The organism is Dyadobacter chenwenxiniae (assembly GCF_022869785.1).
Taxonomy (GTDB): domain Bacteria; phylum Bacteroidota; class Bacteroidia; order Cytophagales; family Spirosomataceae; genus Dyadobacter; species Dyadobacter chenwenxiniae.
Genome location: NZ_CP094997.1, coordinates 1212590 through 1232376 on the forward strand (window position 1 = coordinate 1212590; position 19787 = coordinate 1232376).

General features: G+C 45.6%; 16 protein-coding genes and 1 pseudogene. 9 read left to right on the plus strand and 8 right to left on the minus strand.

What is annotated here, in order from left to right; genetic code table 11:
- Window positions 1-355 precede the first annotated feature (355 nt).
- The 3 genes and pseudogenes from MUK70_RS05030 to MUK70_RS31315 form a co-directional block, all read right to left on the minus strand.
- Entirely contained in the window at window positions 356-1378 is a 1023-nt protein-coding gene (locus MUK70_RS05030; RefSeq protein ID WP_234604289.1) for an LLM class flavin-dependent oxidoreductase, read from the minus strand.
- Window positions 1379-1728: 350 nt separating this feature from the next.
- Window positions 1729-2550 (minus strand): CPBP family intramembrane glutamic endopeptidase, encoded by an 822-nt coding sequence (locus MUK70_RS05035; protein WP_234657530.1) that lies wholly within the window; start codon window positions 2548-2550, stop codon window positions 1729-1731.
- Between the two features lie 203 nt (window positions 2551-2753).
- Window positions 2754-3113, minus strand: a pseudogene (locus MUK70_RS31315) (transposase); the annotation flags it as partial.
- Window positions 3114-3286: 173 nt separating this feature from the next.
- Here MUK70_RS31315 and MUK70_RS05040 point away from each other — a divergent pair.
- Complete coding sequence (locus MUK70_RS05040; RefSeq protein WP_234657529.1) at window positions 3287-4690, plus strand: serine hydrolase domain-containing protein; 1404 nt, start codon at window positions 3287-3289, stop codon at window positions 4688-4690.
- Window positions 4691-4760: 70 nt separating this feature from the next.
- On the opposite strand, the gene MUK70_RS05045 is transcribed toward MUK70_RS05040, so the two are convergent.
- Window positions 4761-5597 (minus strand): helix-turn-helix domain-containing protein, encoded by an 837-nt coding sequence (locus MUK70_RS05045; RefSeq protein ID WP_234657528.1) that lies wholly within the window; start codon window positions 5595-5597, stop codon window positions 4761-4763.
- A gap of 120 nt (window positions 5598-5717) precedes the next feature.
- Here MUK70_RS05045 and MUK70_RS05050 point away from each other — a divergent pair, with 120 nt between their 5' ends.
- The 8 genes from MUK70_RS05050 to MUK70_RS05085 all read left to right on the plus strand — a co-directional run bounded on the left by MUK70_RS05050 (window position 5718) and on the right by MUK70_RS05085 (window position 14593).
- Complete coding sequence (locus tag MUK70_RS05050; RefSeq protein ID WP_234657526.1) at window positions 5718-6587, plus strand: 3-keto-disaccharide hydrolase; 870 nt, start codon at window positions 5718-5720, stop codon at window positions 6585-6587.
- A 35-nt stretch (window positions 6588-6622) separates the two neighbouring features.
- Entirely contained in the window at window positions 6623-7021 is a 399-nt protein-coding gene (locus tag MUK70_RS05055; protein ID WP_234657524.1) for a Dabb family protein, read from the plus strand.
- Between the two features lie 400 nt (window positions 7022-7421).
- Window positions 7422-8363: a hypothetical protein gene (locus MUK70_RS05060; protein ID WP_234657523.1), complete on the plus strand. Its 942-nt coding sequence runs from the start codon at window positions 7422-7424 to the stop codon at window positions 8361-8363.
- Between the two features lie 49 nt (window positions 8364-8412).
- Window positions 8413-8997, plus strand: coding sequence for an RNA polymerase sigma factor (locus MUK70_RS05065; protein WP_234657522.1), 585 nt, complete (start codon window positions 8413-8415; stop codon window positions 8995-8997).
- A complete protein-coding gene (locus MUK70_RS05070) occupies window positions 8984-10252 on the plus strand; it encodes a hypothetical protein (RefSeq protein WP_234657521.1) in 1269 nt (422 codons plus the stop codon). Before MUK70_RS05065 ends, MUK70_RS05070 begins: the two co-directional genes overlap by 14 nt.
- 112 nt (window positions 10253-10364) lie before the next feature.
- Window positions 10365-11438 carry a hypothetical protein gene (locus tag MUK70_RS05075; protein WP_234657520.1) on the plus strand — a complete coding sequence of 358 codons (1074 nt, stop codon included), beginning with the start codon at window positions 10365-10367 and terminating at the stop codon, window positions 11436-11438.
- Between the two features lie 34 nt (window positions 11439-11472).
- Entirely contained in the window at window positions 11473-13605 is a 2133-nt protein-coding gene (locus MUK70_RS05080; protein ID WP_234657519.1) for a T9SS type A sorting domain-containing protein, read from the plus strand.
- Between the two features lie 121 nt (window positions 13606-13726).
- Window positions 13727-14593, plus strand: coding sequence for a lysophospholipid acyltransferase family protein (locus MUK70_RS05085; RefSeq protein WP_234657518.1), 867 nt, complete (start codon window positions 13727-13729; stop codon window positions 14591-14593).
- A gap of 19 nt (window positions 14594-14612) precedes the next feature.
- Here the strand turns inward: MUK70_RS05085 and MUK70_RS05090 are convergent, their stop codons facing one another.
- Genes MUK70_RS05090 through MUK70_RS05105 form a run of 4 tightly spaced genes read right to left on the minus strand, consistent with a single transcriptional unit; the run spans window position 14613 to window position 19638 of the window.
- Window positions 14613-14813: a hypothetical protein gene (locus MUK70_RS05090; RefSeq protein ID WP_234657517.1), complete on the minus strand. Its 201-nt coding sequence runs from the start codon at window positions 14811-14813 to the stop codon at window positions 14613-14615.
- Window positions 14814-14831: 18 nt separating this feature from the next.
- Window positions 14832-16007 (minus strand): PepSY-associated TM helix domain-containing protein, encoded by a 1176-nt coding sequence (locus MUK70_RS05095; RefSeq protein ID WP_234657516.1) that lies wholly within the window; start codon window positions 16005-16007, stop codon window positions 14832-14834.
- 30 nt (window positions 16008-16037) lie between these two features.
- The gene (locus MUK70_RS05100) at window positions 16038-17276 is read right to left on the minus strand and encodes a DUF4374 domain-containing protein (RefSeq protein WP_234657515.1); all 1239 of its coding nucleotides are present in this window, start codon (window positions 17274-17276) and stop codon (window positions 16038-16040) included.
- A gap of 28 nt (window positions 17277-17304) precedes the next feature.
- Entirely contained in the window at window positions 17305-19638 is a 2334-nt protein-coding gene (locus tag MUK70_RS05105; protein ID WP_244784708.1) for a TonB-dependent receptor, read from the minus strand.
- Window positions 19639-19787 lie beyond the last annotated feature (149 nt).

Here is a 19787-nt window from a genome sequence, read left to right on the forward strand (position 1 = left end):
AACCCGCCAATCTTGGCGGCTAAACAATCAAAAGTCAAAGCCAGACGTGTCCTACCTACATTTATTACAATTAGCAGCACAACAGAAGTTGTTCGTAACCAAACCGCCATTCATGCTACTTCGCGCACACCCACTTCTGGAAAGTGAACCTGGGGACAGAAATTAAGAACTTTTTATGGCTTCTTTGAAGGCCGAGCTAACTTTAATAAAGACATTGACCTTCGGAAAGTGTTTCAACGGGCCAGTTGTAAGATCACGGAACTGGTCAGGGCCAAGCTGGAAATGGTGGAGGATGTGTCGGTATAGAAATCATTGGATTACCCCCGGATTTCAATCCGGGGGTAGCATTCAAAATTTAACGCCAGCCTAGTCCGGGTGCCACGTGCTCCAAAATAGATGACAGCACATGCACATTGTAGTCAACTCCTAATGTATTGGGAATCGTCAAAAGGACCGTATCCGCTTCCTGGATGGCTTCGTCCTGTGCAAGTTCTTTGATCAATTGATCCGGCTCCGCAGCATAGCTCCGGCCAAAAATCGCACGCTTATCCTGTTCAATCATGCCAATTTTATCACGTCGACTGGCTTCCTGACCAAAGTAATAGCGGTCCTGATCGTTTACCAATGCAAAAATAGACCGGCTCACCGAAACCCTCGGCTCGCGCTGGTGTCCCGCTTTTTTCCAGGCTTCTTTGTACAACCGGATCTGCTCCGCTTGCTGAATGTGAAAAGGCTTGCCGCCTTCGTCGTATTTTAATGTCGAACTTTGCAGATACATGCCGTTCTCAGCTGCCCAAACGGCAGTGGCATTGGAAGCAGCCCCCCACCAAATGCGCTCCCGCAATCCTTCCGAATGGGGTTCCAGTCGCAATAACCCCGGCGGGTTAGGAAACATCGGGTTCGGATTGGGCTTTGCAAATCCTACACCGCTTAGCTTGTCAAGGAATTCCAATGCCTTACGGCGTCCCATATCTGCGTCGGTTTCGCCCTCAGCCGGTTCGTATCCAAAATAGCGCCAGCCGTCAATGACCTGTTCCGGCGATCCTCTGCTGACACCGAGTTGCAGTCGCCCTTCGGAGATCAAATCCGCAGCACCTGCATCTTCCACCATATACAGCGGATTTTCGTAACGCATGTCAATGACACCTGTTCCGATCTCTATTTTACTCGTTTTGGCACCAACGGCCGCAAGTAACGGAAATGGTGAGGCCAGCTGGGAAGCAAAATGGTGCACCCGAAAATAAGCACCGTCCAAACCGATTTCCTCAGCAGCAACAGCCAAATCAATGGATTGCAGCAACGTGTCACTCGCCGTTTGCGCATTATAAGCCGGATGATTAGCCCAATGCCCAAACGATAAAAATCCTACTTTTTTCATCGTAACGCCTTTCTTGTTTTTACTACATTAATTAAAATAAGCCAGCTTAGTCAGCTATGAGACCGAAGAGTTTGTCTGGCCTATGGGTTCACTTTATTGGAACATTTGAGTTGCTTAATAAATTCACGGGCCGGATGGGGCTTCGCTCATTTTCCGATTAGTGGCCACAGTGCTCCGTTGGTCGGTTCCAGATCGGATAACGATCATACGTGTTTAAGTAGTGATATGTTAAGAAGCAAACACAAACCAAGCCTGATTGATGGTATGTGAAGTTTTTATGGCGAGCTCAGTCGGCAGTTAGAACTGTGAACGTAACCAAATGACCAAGACAATAATGCTATGACAATGGCTTATTTTTCAGCACTTCTTCTAATTGTGTTCTTGGTTCCGACATAGGCTGTGAAAAGCACAAGTGGAATTATAGTCAGTTTAAATACAATTAGAGCTTTTTCTGGCACAGTCAGGTTGGGAAAGAAAAAGATTGGCAAACCAGCGTTGACGGAAAGATGGGTTAGAATTGCGATAAGGACACTGCCATTCGCTATAGACGATAGGTAAGTAAATAAATAAGATAAGCAGATCGTAGCAAGCAGGTAAACCGACACATTCAAAAAGGTGATGTCTCCATATGAGATTAAAGCCCCGGTGGGCCCGAAAAAAAGAGGTATATGCCAGGTAACCCAAATGAAACCAATCACTATACTGGATTTCGTTGAAGAATGACTTTCCAACAGTTTGGGAAGCAAATAGCCTCTCCATCCGAGTTCTTCGCCCATAGGTCCAGCAAACAGGCTATAACCTATGATAGATGGGATCAATGCCACTTTGCTTAGGCTAACATTTCCAATGGACCCGACAAACAAATGGTAGAGATAGATTCCCGAAAACATAAATATAATTGGCAAGGCAAAAACTGCCAGATACACCTTAGGCGATGCGCGCCAGATAAAAAGCCTTTTTAATAAGGCCCGTAAGGCACTAGATCCTTCAAAAAAAGCAGTTGTGATAATTGCTGCGAGGGTTGGTCCATATGCACCAATAAAAAAGAAACTTATAAAGTAAGTCATGCCATCTTCAACTGAGTCAGTTTTCAGATAATACAGCGCGATCCCCCAATTGAGCCAACTCCAGATGAAGGTAAAGAGCAGAAATGCAATAATGTTGGTTCTCATTCTTGGCTATTCAATTATATGAGAAACTGTGATCCGACTTTTTTCTGAATATGCTACACCCACCGTGGCCGTTATAGAACTGTTTTTCAAAGATTCAAAATTTCTCATTATCTGATTCTTTTTCAGAACGCATGAGAAAAGGCAGGTAAAACTGATCTTTTTCTTTACCGTAAACAAGCCCTTCTCTTTCGGGTTTATACATACTAAAAACTGGTATCCATGCAGTGATAATTGAGCTTTCTTTCCCTACCAGGTTTTACTGAAATACGTGAGTCCGGATCACTAGGGCTGTAATGCGTCTTACTACTAAAGAGTTGGGCTTTTATATGTGAAGCGCCACTGGCACCGACCGGATTATTACGCATTTTGTCATGATTGTATTTTACCCGCTTCAAACAGTGCTCTACAAGTTTACGATCAGTTGTTATGTTTTCGAGATAACCTGCAAGCATTAATTTGAACCGGGTCGCCGGGCGAAAGACGACCGGATCTATGGACGGATTTCCGGTACGTCCATACAGATCTCTGATGTAAAGAGACCGTAAATCCAGCATCTCTCTGAGCCTCGGATAAAAACAGGTACAACGTAGGCAGCCGTGTTCAGTTCTGGAACGCGCCGTTCAAATTCGGACGTTTGCTCGGCCAGCAAATGGCAGAAAAGCTCATATTTATGGATTCACGCAGATGGTACGATTATTCTCCAACAGATTAACGGTACTTGTTCACTTGTCGTAAAATGAGAAAATATCGATTTCTGCTTATCATCTCTGTCCTGTGTTTCGAATGCAATTACGCTGTATCTCAGACAAACAATCCAGACCTTAACGAAGTTAAGGACTCCATCGTCGCCAGGTACAACCGGAATGATTTTAAGGGAATATATCAACTGGCAGACACCGCATTTTCAAATCACATTACCGAGAACCAGCTATCAGGCTTTTTAAGAGGTAACCTTAATTCGGGTAATATCTTAAGCGCCCGATTTCAGACAGTAGCAGACGGAAAATCTTCTTACTTGTTAAAGTGTGAAACGAGAGACATTAAAATGACCCTCGCAGTTGCTGACAAAAAATTCACAACTTTTGGTTTTTCAAATGTTCCCATTGAGCTTTTGAAAGAAGCCCCAAATGTCAAAAATAATAACCCTTTAAAAACTCCGACAGATAAATTGGTTGACAGCCTTGCAAGGTCATATTTCAAAAATTCGAATAGCTCAGGACTTTCAATAGGAATTGTTGCTCAGGGAGCCGTTCAGACCTATCATTACGGCTCGTCAAACAAGAATACAGAACAACTCCCCTCGTCGCACACACTATATGAAATTGGCTCAGTTACGAAAACTTTCACAGCCACCTTGCTTGCTCAGGCAGTTATTGATGGAAAAGTTACCTTGAATGATGACATCAGGAAATATCTTTCAGGTGATTACCCAAACCTAAGCTTTCAGGGAGCACCGATTACTTTACTTCATCTGGCGAATCACACATCCCGTCTTCCCGGGCTTCCCGATGATTTAGAGAAACAACCAAATTTCAATCCGGTTATTCCTGAGGCACATTATGATTCAGCTATGTATTTTGCTGCGTTGCACAGGGTAAAACTGGATACAGTTCCCGGATATAAATACAACTATTCAAACTGGGGCATATCCCTGCTGGGACACATTATGGAAGGAGTTTATGCCAAACCTTATGAAGATTTACTAAAGGAATACGTCACAAAGCCTTTCGGAATGAAAGATACCTATTACGATCTGACGCAAGCACAGAAAAAGCGGATGGCTTACCCCTACACTGATAATGGAAGGCAGGGCCCATCTCATGCGCTAGGAATCTTCGGGCCGGCGGGGGGGCTACATTCCACGCTGGGTGACATGCTAAAATATCTTCATCATCAGATTAGTGAAACCAATCCAGCTGTAAAATTAACACACCAGCAGACGGCGGGAAATGTAGGTTTGGGTTGGGGTGTTAGAAAAAAAGGGGATAAGCTCGATTTTCAACACAATGGGAGTACAATTGGGTTTGTATCTCACATTTCAGTATTTCCGCAAGCTAGAAGCGGTCTGGTAATTTTGGCTAATAGTAAGGCTGATGTTGGACCACTAATCTATGGACTACAAAAAGTTATAAACAATTAGTATTTCCTTACAGCTTAAATGTACTAACCATTGCACTTTTCAGAGATTAATACTCTTATGATGTTCTTAGCTAAACCCTCATCCGGAAGGAAATCGGCGTGGTACCCGTATATTTCTTGAACTGTTTACAAAGATGGCTTTCGTCTGTGTAGCCAAACTCATCGGCAATTTCACTGAGGGTTAGCTGACTGTAAAGCAGCCGCGCTTCGATCAGTTTTATTCGATATTTAATGATATACTGTTTCAATGATTCTCCGGCGTGTTTCTTGAAATAAAGGCTGACGTATGCAGGCGCATAATGAAAGGTCTCGGCCAAATGCTCAATCGTCAGGTCTGCCGGCCGGTAAATATGCTGTTTGATATAAATCAGCATCGCTTCTATCGAATCTTTCAGGACAGGCCTGCCGTGCGCCTGACTGAACAGGTTCCGGGCAAGAATGATCAACATACTTCTCATGAGACTGTCACGTATCAATTCATAATACTGAGACTCGTCATTGGCAGATTCCGCTTCCAGGACAGCGAGTAAATGGTGCAGTTTTTGCTTCTCGTTTGTATCTGTGACTATGGACCCCCGGCTTTGCGAAGAAGTGTTCAGCAATGCTTTTATGATGGGTTGCCATGGATGATCCTTATCGCCCCGCAACTGTTTATGGATCGATTCGTTGAAGCGGACAAAGCTGAATTCAGTCAGCTCGAGAATCTCAAAATAATGAAAATCCTCAGGGCCTAAAAGAAAAACGTCTCCCTCAGCATACGCAAAAGCATTACCATTAATGCGATGAACGCCCTTTCCTTTTAATATGAAAATAATTTCGAAATAGGTGTGTTTATGAACCGAGTGAACCCAGGTAACGGCTTCGAAATGGTAGATACTGAATGGTGTATGAAGGATGTATCTTTTCATGTGGCCCAAAGATTAGCATAAACTTACCAATTAACAATGGATTTTTACAATAGGACCGCAGATGCACTGTTTAAATTTGCTTTCTGAAATTTCTTCAATACGGCAAAAGCAAACACCAGTATGAAACGTACATTTACCCAATTAACCGGAATAGCATTCATATGTATACTTTTTTCCATGCAAAAGCCTGACGAATGGACGCCTCTGCTGGATAAAGACCTTAGCTTGTGGGAAAATTATTTGAGCTATGCACACAAACCAGGATACAATGGAAAAGTACCAACTGACAAATCCGGAACCCCATTAGCTCCGGTTGGGTATAATCGGGATGATGCCAAAGTGTTCACGGTGGTAAATCAGCCCGGGGGACCTGTGTTACGCGTCAGTGGCGAAATATACGGTTGCCTGTTTACAAAGAAATCGTACAAAAACTACCATATGAAGCTTCAAGTCAAATGGGGCGACAAGAAATATGATCCCAGACAGGACAAGCTGCGGGACTCGGGCATTTTGTATCACTCCAATGGGGAAGCCGGTGCGGAATACTGGCGTTCCTGGATGCTGTCTCAGGAATTCCAGATTATGGAAGGGCATATGGGCGACTTTTGGTGCCAGGCAAACTCGGCGATTGACATACGCTCGTTCCAGTCTGAGGGGGTTATGAACCGGGTTGCAGACCATAAACAACCATTCGCTGCTTTCAAAAGCGGGGCAGATTACTATTGCATGCGCGCTGCGAATTACGAAAGCCCTGCTGGCGAATGGACCAGTCTCGAACTGATTTGTTATGAAGGGAAGAGTCTTCATATCGTCAACGGCCAGTTGGCAATGGTGCTTAGCAATTCCCGTTACATTACGCCGGAAGGGAAGGAAGTGCCCATGATCAGTGGTAAAATACAGTTACAAAGTGAAGCAGCCGAAGTATTTTTCCGTAATATCCTTATCAAAGAAATTAACGCAATGCCAGAAGAATACGCTGGCCTGTTTTAGAAATCCCACCAATCATCAATCAGATCTATTCAACAATGAAGCAGCAATCAAGAAGAAATTTTGTCAAAAGCAGCCTTTCAGCCAGCCTGGCGATAGGCGTGCCGACCGGTTTAATTGCCAATAACACCTTTTTACACCACGTTTTCTTTTACTTAAAAAATCCGGAAAATGCAGGCGATAAGGAGAAATTACTGGAAGGGTTAAACAAGCTTGCCAAGTGCCCGACCATTAAAATGGTACACATCGGAACGCCGGCAGACACCAATCGCGACGTTATTGAACGTAATTATGCGTATTCATGGTTATGCTTTTTCGACAGCCCGGCAGATGAAGAGGCCTATCAAAAACACCCCATCCACGACGATTTTAGAAATAACTACGCCCATTTATGGAATAAGGTCGTTATTTATGATTCGGTTGGGCCAAAGCGATAACCGTTATGAACCAGGAAAGTATGATCTGAGTATGACGCAACTGTTAGTCACCCATATTGAAGTAACAGATCCTGCTTTTGAAGCAATCAAATACTTTTACTGCATTCAGGCTCCGGCCGACTTTCAAACAGAAACTCAGCATTTTCTCCGAACCTGGAGATGATGCTGATTTTTAATTTTGGAGCGCCCGTTCGCATTTCTTTTGCAGATGCCGGTTTCAGTGGTTTGCAGATTGAGCGTGCTGCTGCCATAGGGATACAATCATTCATTTTCTTTCTGTCGTAAAAGAAAAGCAACGTTTCCTCGTCGTCCTGAAAAAAAAGATAATTTCCAGGCAGCGTTTTATATGCTATAATCAGTCATATAAGGAAAGGCCATAAATCGGTATAGCACTATTTCAATGAACATAAAACATTACGGGCTCTTGCTGTTTGCTGCGCTCCTCTCCGGCTGTAACAATGTGGTGGATGTACAGGAGCCAGATACTGAGGTGGTGCCCGAATCTGCTATTGCTGCTATCAAAACGAGCTACCCTGATGCAGGGCAATTTATTTTTAAAACACTTATAAAGGAAAAGCTCTGGAAAGCAAAGTTTTCCAGTCAGGCAAATACATTTGAAACGCAAGTGAGCCCGGCGGCCATTTCCGGTGATGTTTTCAAAAATTCGGCCGATGCAGGGCTTTATAAAGGCTTAACCGACAAACTTAAAATCTCGGGAGGCATACTTTCCAATTTACAACTGCTTGAAAAGGCCACCGACAATGCGGCGCGAATGCAGTACATGTTAAATGGTAAGGCCCAGCTATTAAACTACTATGTGCTCAACGACTGGCACATAGTAAAAATGGCCGCACCTTATCCCGTAGAATCGTATACAGTGGAAGTGTCGGATGTGCCGGAAAAAATCGTGTCGTTTTGTGAAGCGGCGAAAATTGAACTGGACAGCAGCCAGATCACTGTAAACGAAGACCAGGCCAGTAAGAGGACGTTCATTGTTCATCCACAGGCAGCGCTTTTTCCGATTTTCTTTGATGAGGCCGGAAATTTGAAATGGATAGCGAAAAATTCAGACGGAACGCCGCTGGAAAATAAGCCCAATGATAAGGTAGGCAGCGCAGCACTTTTTGAAAAAATAAAGGCGGGCTACGCTGATTTCAATGTTTACAACACCCTCGCTTTTGAGGCCATATATGATGACCTGAGTAGTATAAGATATGTTTTTCAACGAAAAAGCGGCGCCGAAGGAACCCGTGATTTCATTAGTGAAACACAGGAAATTTTTGTGAATGCAAATTCGGGGGAGGTAATATTCGAACAGTATTCATCCTATGTATTCAGATAACAGGATGTTATTTCAAGGCCAAGCAGCGCTAATTTGTCAAAACTACTGAATGGCCTTTTTTAGATCGAAAGCAAAGATGGACCTGACCGAGCTCGTGAGGGCCTGCCAACGGCAGGATTCACGGGCTCAGGTTGTATTTTACGACCGTTATAAGAGCAGGTTGTTGGGCATCTGTTTGCGATATGCCAGAACGGTTGCCGAAGCCGAAGACATATTTCAGGAAGGGATCATGAAAATCTTTTCGAAAATAGGCGAAATATCCAAACCCGAATCTGTCGACAGCTGGGTGAAAACCATCATGATCCGGCATGCAATCGATTACTATAATCAAGTCACCAGGAAAGAGATTCTGAGCAGCTCATACGATAACGCTGACATGGAATGGCAGGTGGATGACCATACCGCCGTATTACAGCGAATGGACGTAGAAATATTAATGGAAACAATGAATGAGCTTCCGGACGGTTATCGCATTGTGGTCAATATGTATTTTATAGACGGATATAAGCATTCTGAAATTGCCCAGCTGCTAGGCATTATGGAGGCGACATCGCGGTCACAACTGACGCGCGGCCGCAACCTACTTTTCAAAATATTAGAACAAAAAGGTATCAAGCAACATGAAATCCTCTGATGACGAATTAAATGATGCGATAAAAAATGCTTTGCAGGGATCGTTCAGAAATTTTGAGCGAAAACCGAAGGCATCTCTTGATGAGCAGATCTATAGAGAATTAGGCCGACGCCCTAGCCGTAAACCATTATGGGCAGCATCGGGCGTGGCCGCCCTCATTGCCGTTATGTTCCTGTGGTATGTGAAAGCTGATAAAGATCGTGTCGTCGTTGGTGTGACAAAGCCGGTTACTGAAAATAGGGCCCATAAAGCGCTTCCTGACCTGCATAAGGGCGAAAGAAATGGCAGTGAAAATCAAGATGATATCGCTGCAAAAGTGCCGGTAAAAGTGAACGATGACCACCCCATTTTATCAAGGCCCCGTGTTACGGCGGCGCGGAAAGAAGGAGATCAACCTGAAAATCAGCCATTGTTAAACCCACTTAGATCATCAATTTCAAAACGGAATGCAACGTCTGAAACGCTTCTTCTGACTTACCCAGCGGACGATAGCCCAGCTACGGGCAAGATTGATGACCTGGCGGACGTTGCCTATTTCTCAGAACTTGATTTGCATAACGCTTTAAGATTTCCGGTGCTGGGGCTGCCAATGATAACACTCCCTATGTTGGAAATTACGCCGGACAGTGTTTCTCAGGATGTCGTTGATAAGAAGCGAGTTAGTTCGTGGAAACCTGCAATGCTCGTCAACGTTTCCGCAACAAACACATCTCAAAGTGTTTACCTGCTGCCTAGTGCCCATTCCCGCATATTGAAAGTGTCATTCCCCAATTCAATTGCCAACATCGGCTATAAAATTGGCTTTGGAATGCAGGCAAAGGGTTATCAGTTGCTGGTCAATTACAGTCATTTGCAATACCAGACGGAATATGTATACGCACTTGATGAGTTTACGGCAGAGCCGGCAAATGCAAATTATAATTTTAGAAGATTAGGAATGGCGCGCACCGTGAGAAGTGCATTCGACATTGTTGGTATAGCTGCAAAAAAGAATTTCGATTTCGAGACGAAACTTCTGGGCGCGCTTTACGCTCAGCTCGGGATGGAATATTCACGCACCGTGATGGGTCCTGATCAGCAGCTGGTTGCGGCAAGTTTGTCGGCAGGGAAAAGGTTATTTGCCAGTCCCAAAGCGACTATTACCATTGGTCCATTTTTCGAATACAACATCTTGCGCATATTGACCACAGAAGAAAACGTAAAGATCAGGCCAAACCAGGTTGGAATCTCATTGGGTTTAAAATTTGCCAATTAACCGGGTTACCTGAACCGTGCTGTCGAAATAATTCTTCAAAGAATTTGGAAAACGGAGCAGCGTTTCTGCACGAAACTCCTGTCTGTATCAAAAACTTCAACTCAACTCCCTCATGCACGCCAACGATCAAACTGTGTCAATCCTATCAGGCTCTAAAACGCTGGCAATAGCTAGTTTTTTCCTGCTTGTTGTGCTGATCAGCAGGTGTAGCCGCGAAAAGGTTGCGCCTGATATGAACGTTCCGAGCAGCGCAAGGGACATTGTTCACCAGAGATACCCGTCTGCCGAAATATCGAAAATGAGGGTTCTGGAACACGGTAAAGTGTATCAGCTTAATTTTCGCTTTAAAGGCAAGAACTATCAATCGGTTGTCAATAATTTCAGCATATTGAGCATTGCCAGGCAGGCGGACGACCAAATTCCTGCGAGGCTTCTGTCGAAACTGGACACCCTCGCCATACGGGGCGGCAAGATCAGCAATCACAGGATCGTCGAATCAATTTATGACGGCAATCAATTTTTGGATGACATTTTCGATTATGAGCTAAACGGGCATAAGTACGTGCTGACGTTTGAGCCTTACGATCCTGACCTGATAATCGCCCTTCGGCCCTATCAGCAAGCTTCCTACAGTACTAGATCGATAGAAGACCTGCCCGAGAAGATCCGGCAATACATCAATGCCAGGCACCGGCCCAACCCGGGCTTTGTCAACAGTCTGACCAATCTCAGCGAGCAAAGCAAACAGCACATTATTAACAACAATGAGTTGACGTTCGCCGAGTGCAGGGTAAATGTGCTTCCAGATGGCGCGAAAACTCATGAGGTAATTATTAACTACCTGGGTGTTACTAATCTGACGATGTTGTTTGATGACGACGGTGATTTGCTCTTAGTTCCTCAGTTTAATCGCATTAGACAATTTGATCCCAGTTTTACTACAATGTCTAGGCTATCAAACCTGAAAAATGCCGAAATCAGACATTTCAGAGATCTTTTTGCAGGTCAGTCCCAACTGTTCGGCTTCAACCTGGACAGTCAGCAAAATTTTGATGAGAGTTTCAGGAGCGAATTCGAGAACTTCAAATCTTACGAATTTGACCTCTACAATCATAAGCGTGAGCGTTGGTCGCTGCGTTATAATGAGCAAAAGGAACTTGTCAATTTTTTCTATTCTTCACAGTAGCAAATCCTTATCCTGTCAGTTAAAATAAGACCAAATGCATAGATTTTTTCTTTCTGTTCTGGCGAAAGCACTGCTGTTCGTATGCTTTGTTTCGCCGGAAGTTTTTTCTCAAATTAAAATTACATCCCCCGTTTACCAGGCTGTCTATCAAAGAAATAATGACGGTGAGCGCGAAATTTCTGTTTCCGGTACATTTTCAGTTCCGGTTGATAAAATTGAAATTCGGGCAGTTCCGGTATTGGAAGGGCAAGGCAAGGAAGTTCCATGGCGAGACTTGCAGATTAAACCCCAGGGCGGCATTTTTCTGGGAACCGTTCCGCTCCTGGGCGGCTGGTATTCGCTGGAAGTGCGGGGTGTACTCGATGGCAGCGTTGTGGGCAGGGACGTTCTCACCCGTATGGGGGTTGGGGAGGTTTTTATCATTGCAGGACAATCGAACGCGCAGGGCCTCAAAGGCAAATCTGGGGCACCGGGGGCCACTGACGACCGTGTGCTTTATATTGATAATTATGAAAATGACGAATTGGGCCAATATCCCGACCTGCTTACAGATCCTGTTCCACCATCTTTTTCAAAAATTACCGATAACCTGAAAACCATGTCACCCCGCGGGCAAACTGCCTGGTGCTGGGGTATTCTGGGCGACCAACTGGTTGACAAGCTGAAAGTGCCGGTTGTATTTATCAATGTTGCATGGGAAGGAACAGCCGTCAAAAACTGGGCTGAAAGTGCTGCGGGCGTTAAAACAACAAGCTTGTACGGACATGTCTATGCAAAGGAAATGCCCTATGCGAATCTGAGGATCGCTGCGCGTAACTACGCCCATCAGTATGGGGTCAGGGCAGTGCTTTGGATGCAGGGAGAAACAGACGCTGTCTTTAAAACAGATCCTGCGAGTTACAGACGTGATCTCCAGTTCCTCATGAACCGCCTCGGGGCGGACACTGGAAAAAGAATAACGTGGGTCCTGGCCAGAACATCGCGTGCCTCGCCGCAGCGAGGCATTCCCTCGTCTGTTAACAATGATATTATTGCTGCGCAAAACGCTGTTTTAAATACAGATTTCAATCCTACATATCCCGGACCAGAAACCGATCCGCTCGTCCCGAACAGAATCGACGGCACACATTTCGAGGGAACCGGGGATCTAACAATCCTCGCGAATGCCTGGAGTGCCATTTTGGATGCCAATTTCTTTTCAACCGTCACGCCTGCCAATCCGGTACAGCTCCCGCCAGTCAGTGTAAGCTGCGTTACAGAAAATAATGCGGTCACCATTACGCTGCCAACAGGCTTTCAGTCTTATGAATGGAGTAACGGCGAGCGGGGTAACACCATTCAGGTTTCCGGTGCAGGAATGTATCGCGCTACTGTAAGAGATGCGGCTGGAAACTCTGTGCTCACACCGGCGGTGGTCTTGGAAAGTGGGCCTAAGCCCGATCGTCCCAGTATTTTGCAAGAAGGAACCCAGCAAGCCTGCGCCGATTCGTCGTTTCAGTTCGCCGTTTCCAACGCTACCGACCTTTACACCTGGTATCGCGAAGGCTCCACAACACCCTTTGCCACAGGCACGGTTGCACGCGTTGCTGAGAGCGGCGATTATTTTGTAAAAGGACAAAATGTTTACGGATGTGTTTCGGAAAATTCTGCGAGATCTTCCCTGATCATCCGTCCGGACATTTCGTTGCCGGTAATCGAGCCATCCGGCCCGTTTTCCATTACTGCCCGTATTGATGACGTTGTTGATCCTGTGCAATTTCTATGGAACAGGCCGGGCATAGAAGGCGATACCGCTGCTCAGATGGTCAGAATCCTGAAAACAGGGCTTTATTCCGCCAGGGCGAAATTGACATACAGCATAGGAAACAATTCACTTGCATGTTATTCGGGCACGGCATCGCAGGAGGTCACAACCGTCGAAGAAAGTGATGTGGTGATTTATCCTAATCCGGCAGAGGGCAACGCTGTTTATATTGAATCGAGGGATAATATCGCCAATGCAGAGATTACGCTGTTCGATATTTATGGCAAAGTTGTAAGATCTTTTTCTCCCAAATCGCTCGAAAACCGGGTGCAATTCAATGTGGGTTATCTTCCCACTGGTAAGTACATTATGCGTGTAACGGGTGAAGGCAAGGGTATAACCAAGCAGATCTTTTTTAGATAATAGAGTTAGATGATGACCGATCTTTCCAAACTTTTATGGCGGACTATGGTGTTATAATCGTGTCTGGTTTGATTTCGATGTTTGAAATCCGCCGGATCGAAGATTAATATACGTTATAGCCATGAAAAATAAATCTACACAACAATCCTTGACAGGGATAAGTAAACCGCTGTTTCTGATAGCCGCAGCATTATCGTCACTCATTTACCTGCTTACATCTCAGGTTATGAAATACCGCTACAAGGTTATCAAAAAGAACTTGTTCGTTTCGTTCGGATCAGAGAGTGAGAAGAAAGTTGTTAATACCATTAAGAATTACTATCAGCATCTGGGCGACCTTGTTATCGAGCCGTTCCTGTATTATTTGGTTGGTCCCAGGAGCCGGAAAAAGCTGGCGACTTACACAAACCCCGAATTACTGGAAGGCTTTTATAAGAAAAATAAGCACGTCGTGCTGCTGGCATCGCATTACGGCAATTGGGAATACCTGATTAACCTTCCTAAGGTTGTTAATTTTCAGGTATATACGGCCTATACGCCGATATCCAATGAGCGTATCAATGCGTGGATACTGAAAATGCGCTCTTCATTGGGTGTGAAACTGATCCCGAAAAGGAATTTTTACCGGGGGGCATTGTCTGCATTGAAACAACACGAAAATCCTTCACTGGTAGTGGTTATAGCAGACCAGCGCCCTGCTATGGATTCCAAGCATTTTGTTAATTTTTTCGGACAAAAAACAAGGGTGCAAATTGGTGCTGAAAAATTGGCGGTCGCATCGGATTCAGCCGTTGTATATCTTGAATGCACCAAAAAAGCCCGCTTTCATTACGATTACACCTTTCACGTTATTTCTGAAAAACCGTCGGAAGCGCCGCCTATGGACATTACCGACGCATATTATAACCGACTGGAAAGTAACATTGCAAAAGATCCTGCGCATTGGCTCTGGTCACATGACCGCTGGAAAGGAACGCCGGGAGTTTAGAAATACCGTTTGCAGCGGCTTATCTGCTGCGCCCTGCAACTGGCTTCTTTTTGGCTTTCAGCAGATACCAGACGGTCATCACGACCGGCGCTCCAAGCGAAAGCCAGGACAGCAGGTCGAAAAAGCCATCGCCGGTCAGTGCAGAAACAAGACCTGTTGCAGATAGTAATCCGATTATCGAAGGAATTCCCCAGACTTTCCAAAAATTATTTTTCATCATGAGATGGTCGCTTTGAGGTTAAACATTTTCGTTTTGCGCCTGAACTGTTAAAATCTCGGTTTCATTTTTACTCAGCCTGGTGATATGTGCCTTCGTTGCTTTGTTTCGTGCAAACCATAAGTATAGGCCGCTCCCCAAAATGACGATGGTCGCAATGTCGAACAGTGCCCAGATGATTTTAAGCGGTAATCCGCCATAGTCCCCAAAATGCAGTGGCTGGGAAATGAACAATGCATTTACATACCACGGCATGTCCCGCAAATCGGTGAGATTTCCTTTTTTTGCATCAATTAATGCGGGTTTGATAATGCGTTTCGTCAACGGTGTATTTCCTTTTACAAAAACGGCGTAATGGTGCTTGCTGGTGAATGGCGTTCCCGGATAAGCGATCAGGGATGGCTGCATACCCGGCGCGGCTTGTTCGGTTAGATGAACTGCCTGGTCGAGGGAGCTTAGTTTCCCGGTTAAAGGTTCAGCATTTTTATAAGGTGCAGTCATTTCAGAAAGCTGCCCCATTTGCCAAAGGCCTAGGACAATTTCAGAAGCGGTATTAATCACTCCTGTGAAGCCGACTACAACTCCCCAGACGATCGTAACCACACCTAATAAATTGTGCAGATCGAGCCATTTTAGCCGGGTGGACCTTTCGGTGCGCACCATTCCAAAATCGAACCGCTTCATGATCGGGCCGTAGAGCATAATGCCGGAAACAATGGCTGCAATGAATGCCAATCCCATCAAGCCCAGGAATAGCTTGCCGCCAATGCCCATGAACATATCAATGTGCAATTGAAGCATGATATACATAAAACCTTCCTGGAAATTGGGCGTTTCCAAAACTTCTGCCGTGTGGTCGTCCATGATCACGGTCGTGTAATTGTCCGGCGGTGCGTCAATGGAATCGGAGAGACTAAAATACGTGGTGTTGGGCTCGTGTTCGTCCCAGTAAATGTAACGGATAACCTTTTCGGGATACTTTGTCAGCGCGTTTTCTGCAAGATTATCCAGTTTGGCTTTCGGCGTGCCTAATGCCACCTGTTTTGCCAGGTGTGGCTTTCCTTCCAGTTCCTCAATCTCTTCATGAAATATCAATGGAAGGCCAGTAAGGCAAAGCATCAGCAAAAATGCCGTGCATATCAGGCTCGTCCACTTGTGGATCTGGAACCAGGTCTGGATTTTCTTAACAGAACTCATAATTTTAAAAGGTTATCCGTTGTAGATGAATTATTGACTGAGCTTGGCAAAACCCTGAATGGACCCGTCGTGGTCAACCTTGAAGACAGACGTTGCCTTGTTGTCATCCACCACATAATATCCGTCCTCATTGACTGTGGTTACCGTCGTACTTCCCGAGCCGGTAACTGTTCCGTTTCTCACCCACAGGTAAACTTTGCCGTCGATTTCTGTGATTGCCTGCTCATTGGCATAAGCATAATCATGCAGCGGCATGCCTTCGATCTTGGTCACCAGTTTGGTGGCCATGTCATAAGTGTAATATTCAAAAATGCTGGCAGTAAGGTTTGAATAGTCATTTTTCAGCGGCACAGAAGCCATTTCAAAATATAGCTTTCCGCCTTTTACCAAAGCCGTAGCGATTGAGCTTCCTGCTTTAAGTGCTTTGGTTGAAAAAATCCAGGTTTTATCAAAATCCGTTTCACCTTTCTTAATGCGGATAATGGATGAGTTTGCGAACATGGAATTCCCCAGTCCGGTGCTGTAAAGGTATAATGCGCCATCATCGCCGATTGACCACATTTTGTTCCCCGACGAGCCCCAGCCAATGCTTTTCAGACCGTCATATTTAATCGTTTTCTCGTACTTATCCGTCGCCAGATCTACAACCGCGAACTCGATTGCATTAAAAACGTCGTCGCCAAATCCGCTCGCTGCTTTGGTGCCGTAAGTGATCCCTACGAACAATTTGCCTTCCTTGGCAGCGATCGTATGTTGTCCCACCGCCTGATATTGCACACCTGCTTTCTGAACAACCGACAAATCCACTTCACCTGTCCGCAACATGGTCGTGGGATTGAATTTTTGCAGTTTCAGCGTGCCTCGGGTCACGTCCAGGTAGTAGCCGGTGGTCTCATTTACAACCAGATATTGAGTAGAGCCTGCGATAAAGCCTTCGTCTTTCAGGCTTCCATCCGCATTAACGGTGTATTTCTGTAAACCCTCGTCACCAGCCGCATTGGAACGGTTAAAAAGCCATTTTCCAAAAGTCCGGAATCCGAACGCCTTGGCTACCTGCAAGGTCTTGGGGTTGTTGTTCTGAATTGTTCCCGAAGGCAGCCCATCAATGGGCGCGATAAAGCCAGCCTCGAAGCGCGACGTGGTGGTCATGAGTATAAACTTCTCTTTTTCTTCCGGCGCAGGCGTTCCCCCGTCGTCGTCTGACGAGCAGCCGAGAAACAGCGAGGCGGCGAAGAAATAGAGCAGGGACTTAAATAAAGGGGTTTTCATAACATTTGATTGATAAGAATACTAAAATTTATTTGAGGGTATAATTTAATTTGAGGTGCAAGCTGCGGCCGGCATTTTGAATGCGGAAGTTGTCATAAACGCGGGCGTTTAGGAAATTTTTTGCTTGAAAACCGATTGAAAAGCGCTCTCCGCCCGGGTGGTAAGTGAACCCGGCCGAATGTAGTCCCTGGTTTGGGATAATGTTCGGCGCATCGAATTTTGCTTTGCCCCAAAGCCCCAGAAAGCCGTCAGGTTCCAGGCTTTTGGGCACGTAGTTCAGGTAATACTCACGTACAAAGGTGAAATAGTAATAAAGGTGCATCCTTCCGCGATTGCCGACTTGGTTAATGGTGCCGTTAAGGCCCAGGTTGGCAAAAAAATAAGGTGTATTGCGCAGCCGCGCCTTTTCTGTCTGGCGATTCTGGGTATCGAAAAGACGGAAGTCCTGGTAAGTGAAATTGCCATTAGCGCGCAGCCAGCGGTTTAGGGATACGCTCAGGTCGGTTTCAAATCCCAGGCCCTTTACATTTTCAACATTCTGGTTTTGGGTAAACAGAAAGTCAACCGGCACTTTCAGGATCAGGTCTTTGGTAATGCGGTAAAACGAGTTCACTTCCAGGGTGTAGGCCCCGCGTCTTTCTGTCCTGAAACCCTGGTTGATATTGGTGCTTTTCTCGGGTTTTAAAAGGAAGTTTGACCGGTGGAAATTGCCGTCGCCAAACATTTCGTCCTGTTCGGGCAAGCGGGTGGCGGCCTCAACGGAAAACCGGAGAAAAGTGTTGCCCGTGAATGCGTATTTCAATGCTTCTGCAATCCCGAAGCTGTTTTCGGAAGTTGACCGGTGTTCGCCCAGGGCTGTTCCGTAAATGTCTACGTTAATTGTAGATGTGTTGTAATGGAAGAATTTGGCAATCAGGTTGTTGGTTAATTTATCATTGAGGAAAACCGATTGAATGCCGGCTGCACCAACCACTTTATAATATTTTGCAGGAAGCGCTAATATGTCCTGCCCGGTTTGGGGCAACGTGAGTCCCATAGGATCGCGTCCGGTGCGGCCGATGTTTGTTGATACCACATTCACCTCGGCCAGATGATTCTCGGCGAGCTGATAACTCAGATGGGTGCGTGACGTGAAATAGGAGAATTTGATATCGGACAAACTTCCTCTCAGGGAGATTTCTCCAAGCCTTGACGGACTCGGAATAAATGTTCCGTACCAGTCGTAAGTGCCCCTTACCGTATCCACTTGCGCCGTGTGGATGTTGCTGGCGGTTAAAAATTGGTCAATGCCGAGTTTTCCAAACCTTTTACGGTAACGCAGCGTCGGTATGATCGAATGCTGTCTGCTCACCGATGCACCAAACGGCTGGGACATGGTTGCGCCATACTGATTTTGACGGTTAATGTGGAACCAGGTCAGGCCGACTCTCAACTCGTCGGCCCAGCGGAGGTTGGTCAGTCCACCGTAAGCCTCGGCATAGTAGTTGGTAAATTGATTGTGAAACAAGCGCACGGTGGCTGGGCGGCGGGCGGCAGTTTCCAGATCGGTCACGGTCACATCCACCTTGTAATCATTGTCCGACCGGTTAACAAATGCATCCGTCCCGACAAAAAAATGACGGGTTGTATCGCTGTACAATGCATTAAGAGAAGCACGGTGTGTGTTAAAAGACGCTATTTCATAAGAAGCCTCAGCGTAACGGTAAAGTGCTTTTTTTGTGACCATATTCACGGCACCGCCCAAAGCATCCGCGCCCAGCCCTGTTGGTAAAACACCTTTGTAAACCTCCACACGTTCCAGCATATTCACAGGCACGAGCGAAATGTTATAGCCCGCGCCCAGGTAATCAAGCGGAATACCGTCCCTGAAATTTTTGATGGCCCGGTCCTGGAAACCATTCATCATTAGTCCGGAGCTGGAACCTAGTCCGCCGGTTTGCCGGATGCGGATGCCTGCCGAGCGGTTCATGAGTTCTACCAATGTCGACGGTTGCTCCTGAACTGCTTTTGTATTGATAATTTCCGCTTTGATCGGCTGCAATTTCGCTTGCTGGGTTTCGGTTCGCCCCAGGATCTGAACCTCTGAAAGTTGTGTGTGGTCATCGTGCAGCGGAAAAACCAGGTTGCCTCTTTTTAAATCTTTCTGCGTCATTTTTTGGACCAGCTTTTTGTAGCCAATATGCTGTATGACAACAGTGTAGGACTCTCTGAAGGGAACTGTCATTTGAAACATTCCCGTGCTGTCTGTGAATGTTGTTTTATTGAGATCCTGAGCGAGTATGGATGCGCCGGCAAGCGGATCTCCGTGGCTGTCTTGTACTGTCCCCGAGAGAAAAGAGGTTTCCTGACCTGCTGCGGGCAAGTGGTTTAAGGCAAGTATTGCAAATAAAAGTCGCAGAACAAGTAAAGATCTTATCAACTCTGTATAAATTTGTTATTAAGACTGTTTAAAAATAGTGTCAAAAGTAGTATCGTATAGGCGGATACGGTTAACGTGAAAAGCAGTTTTAA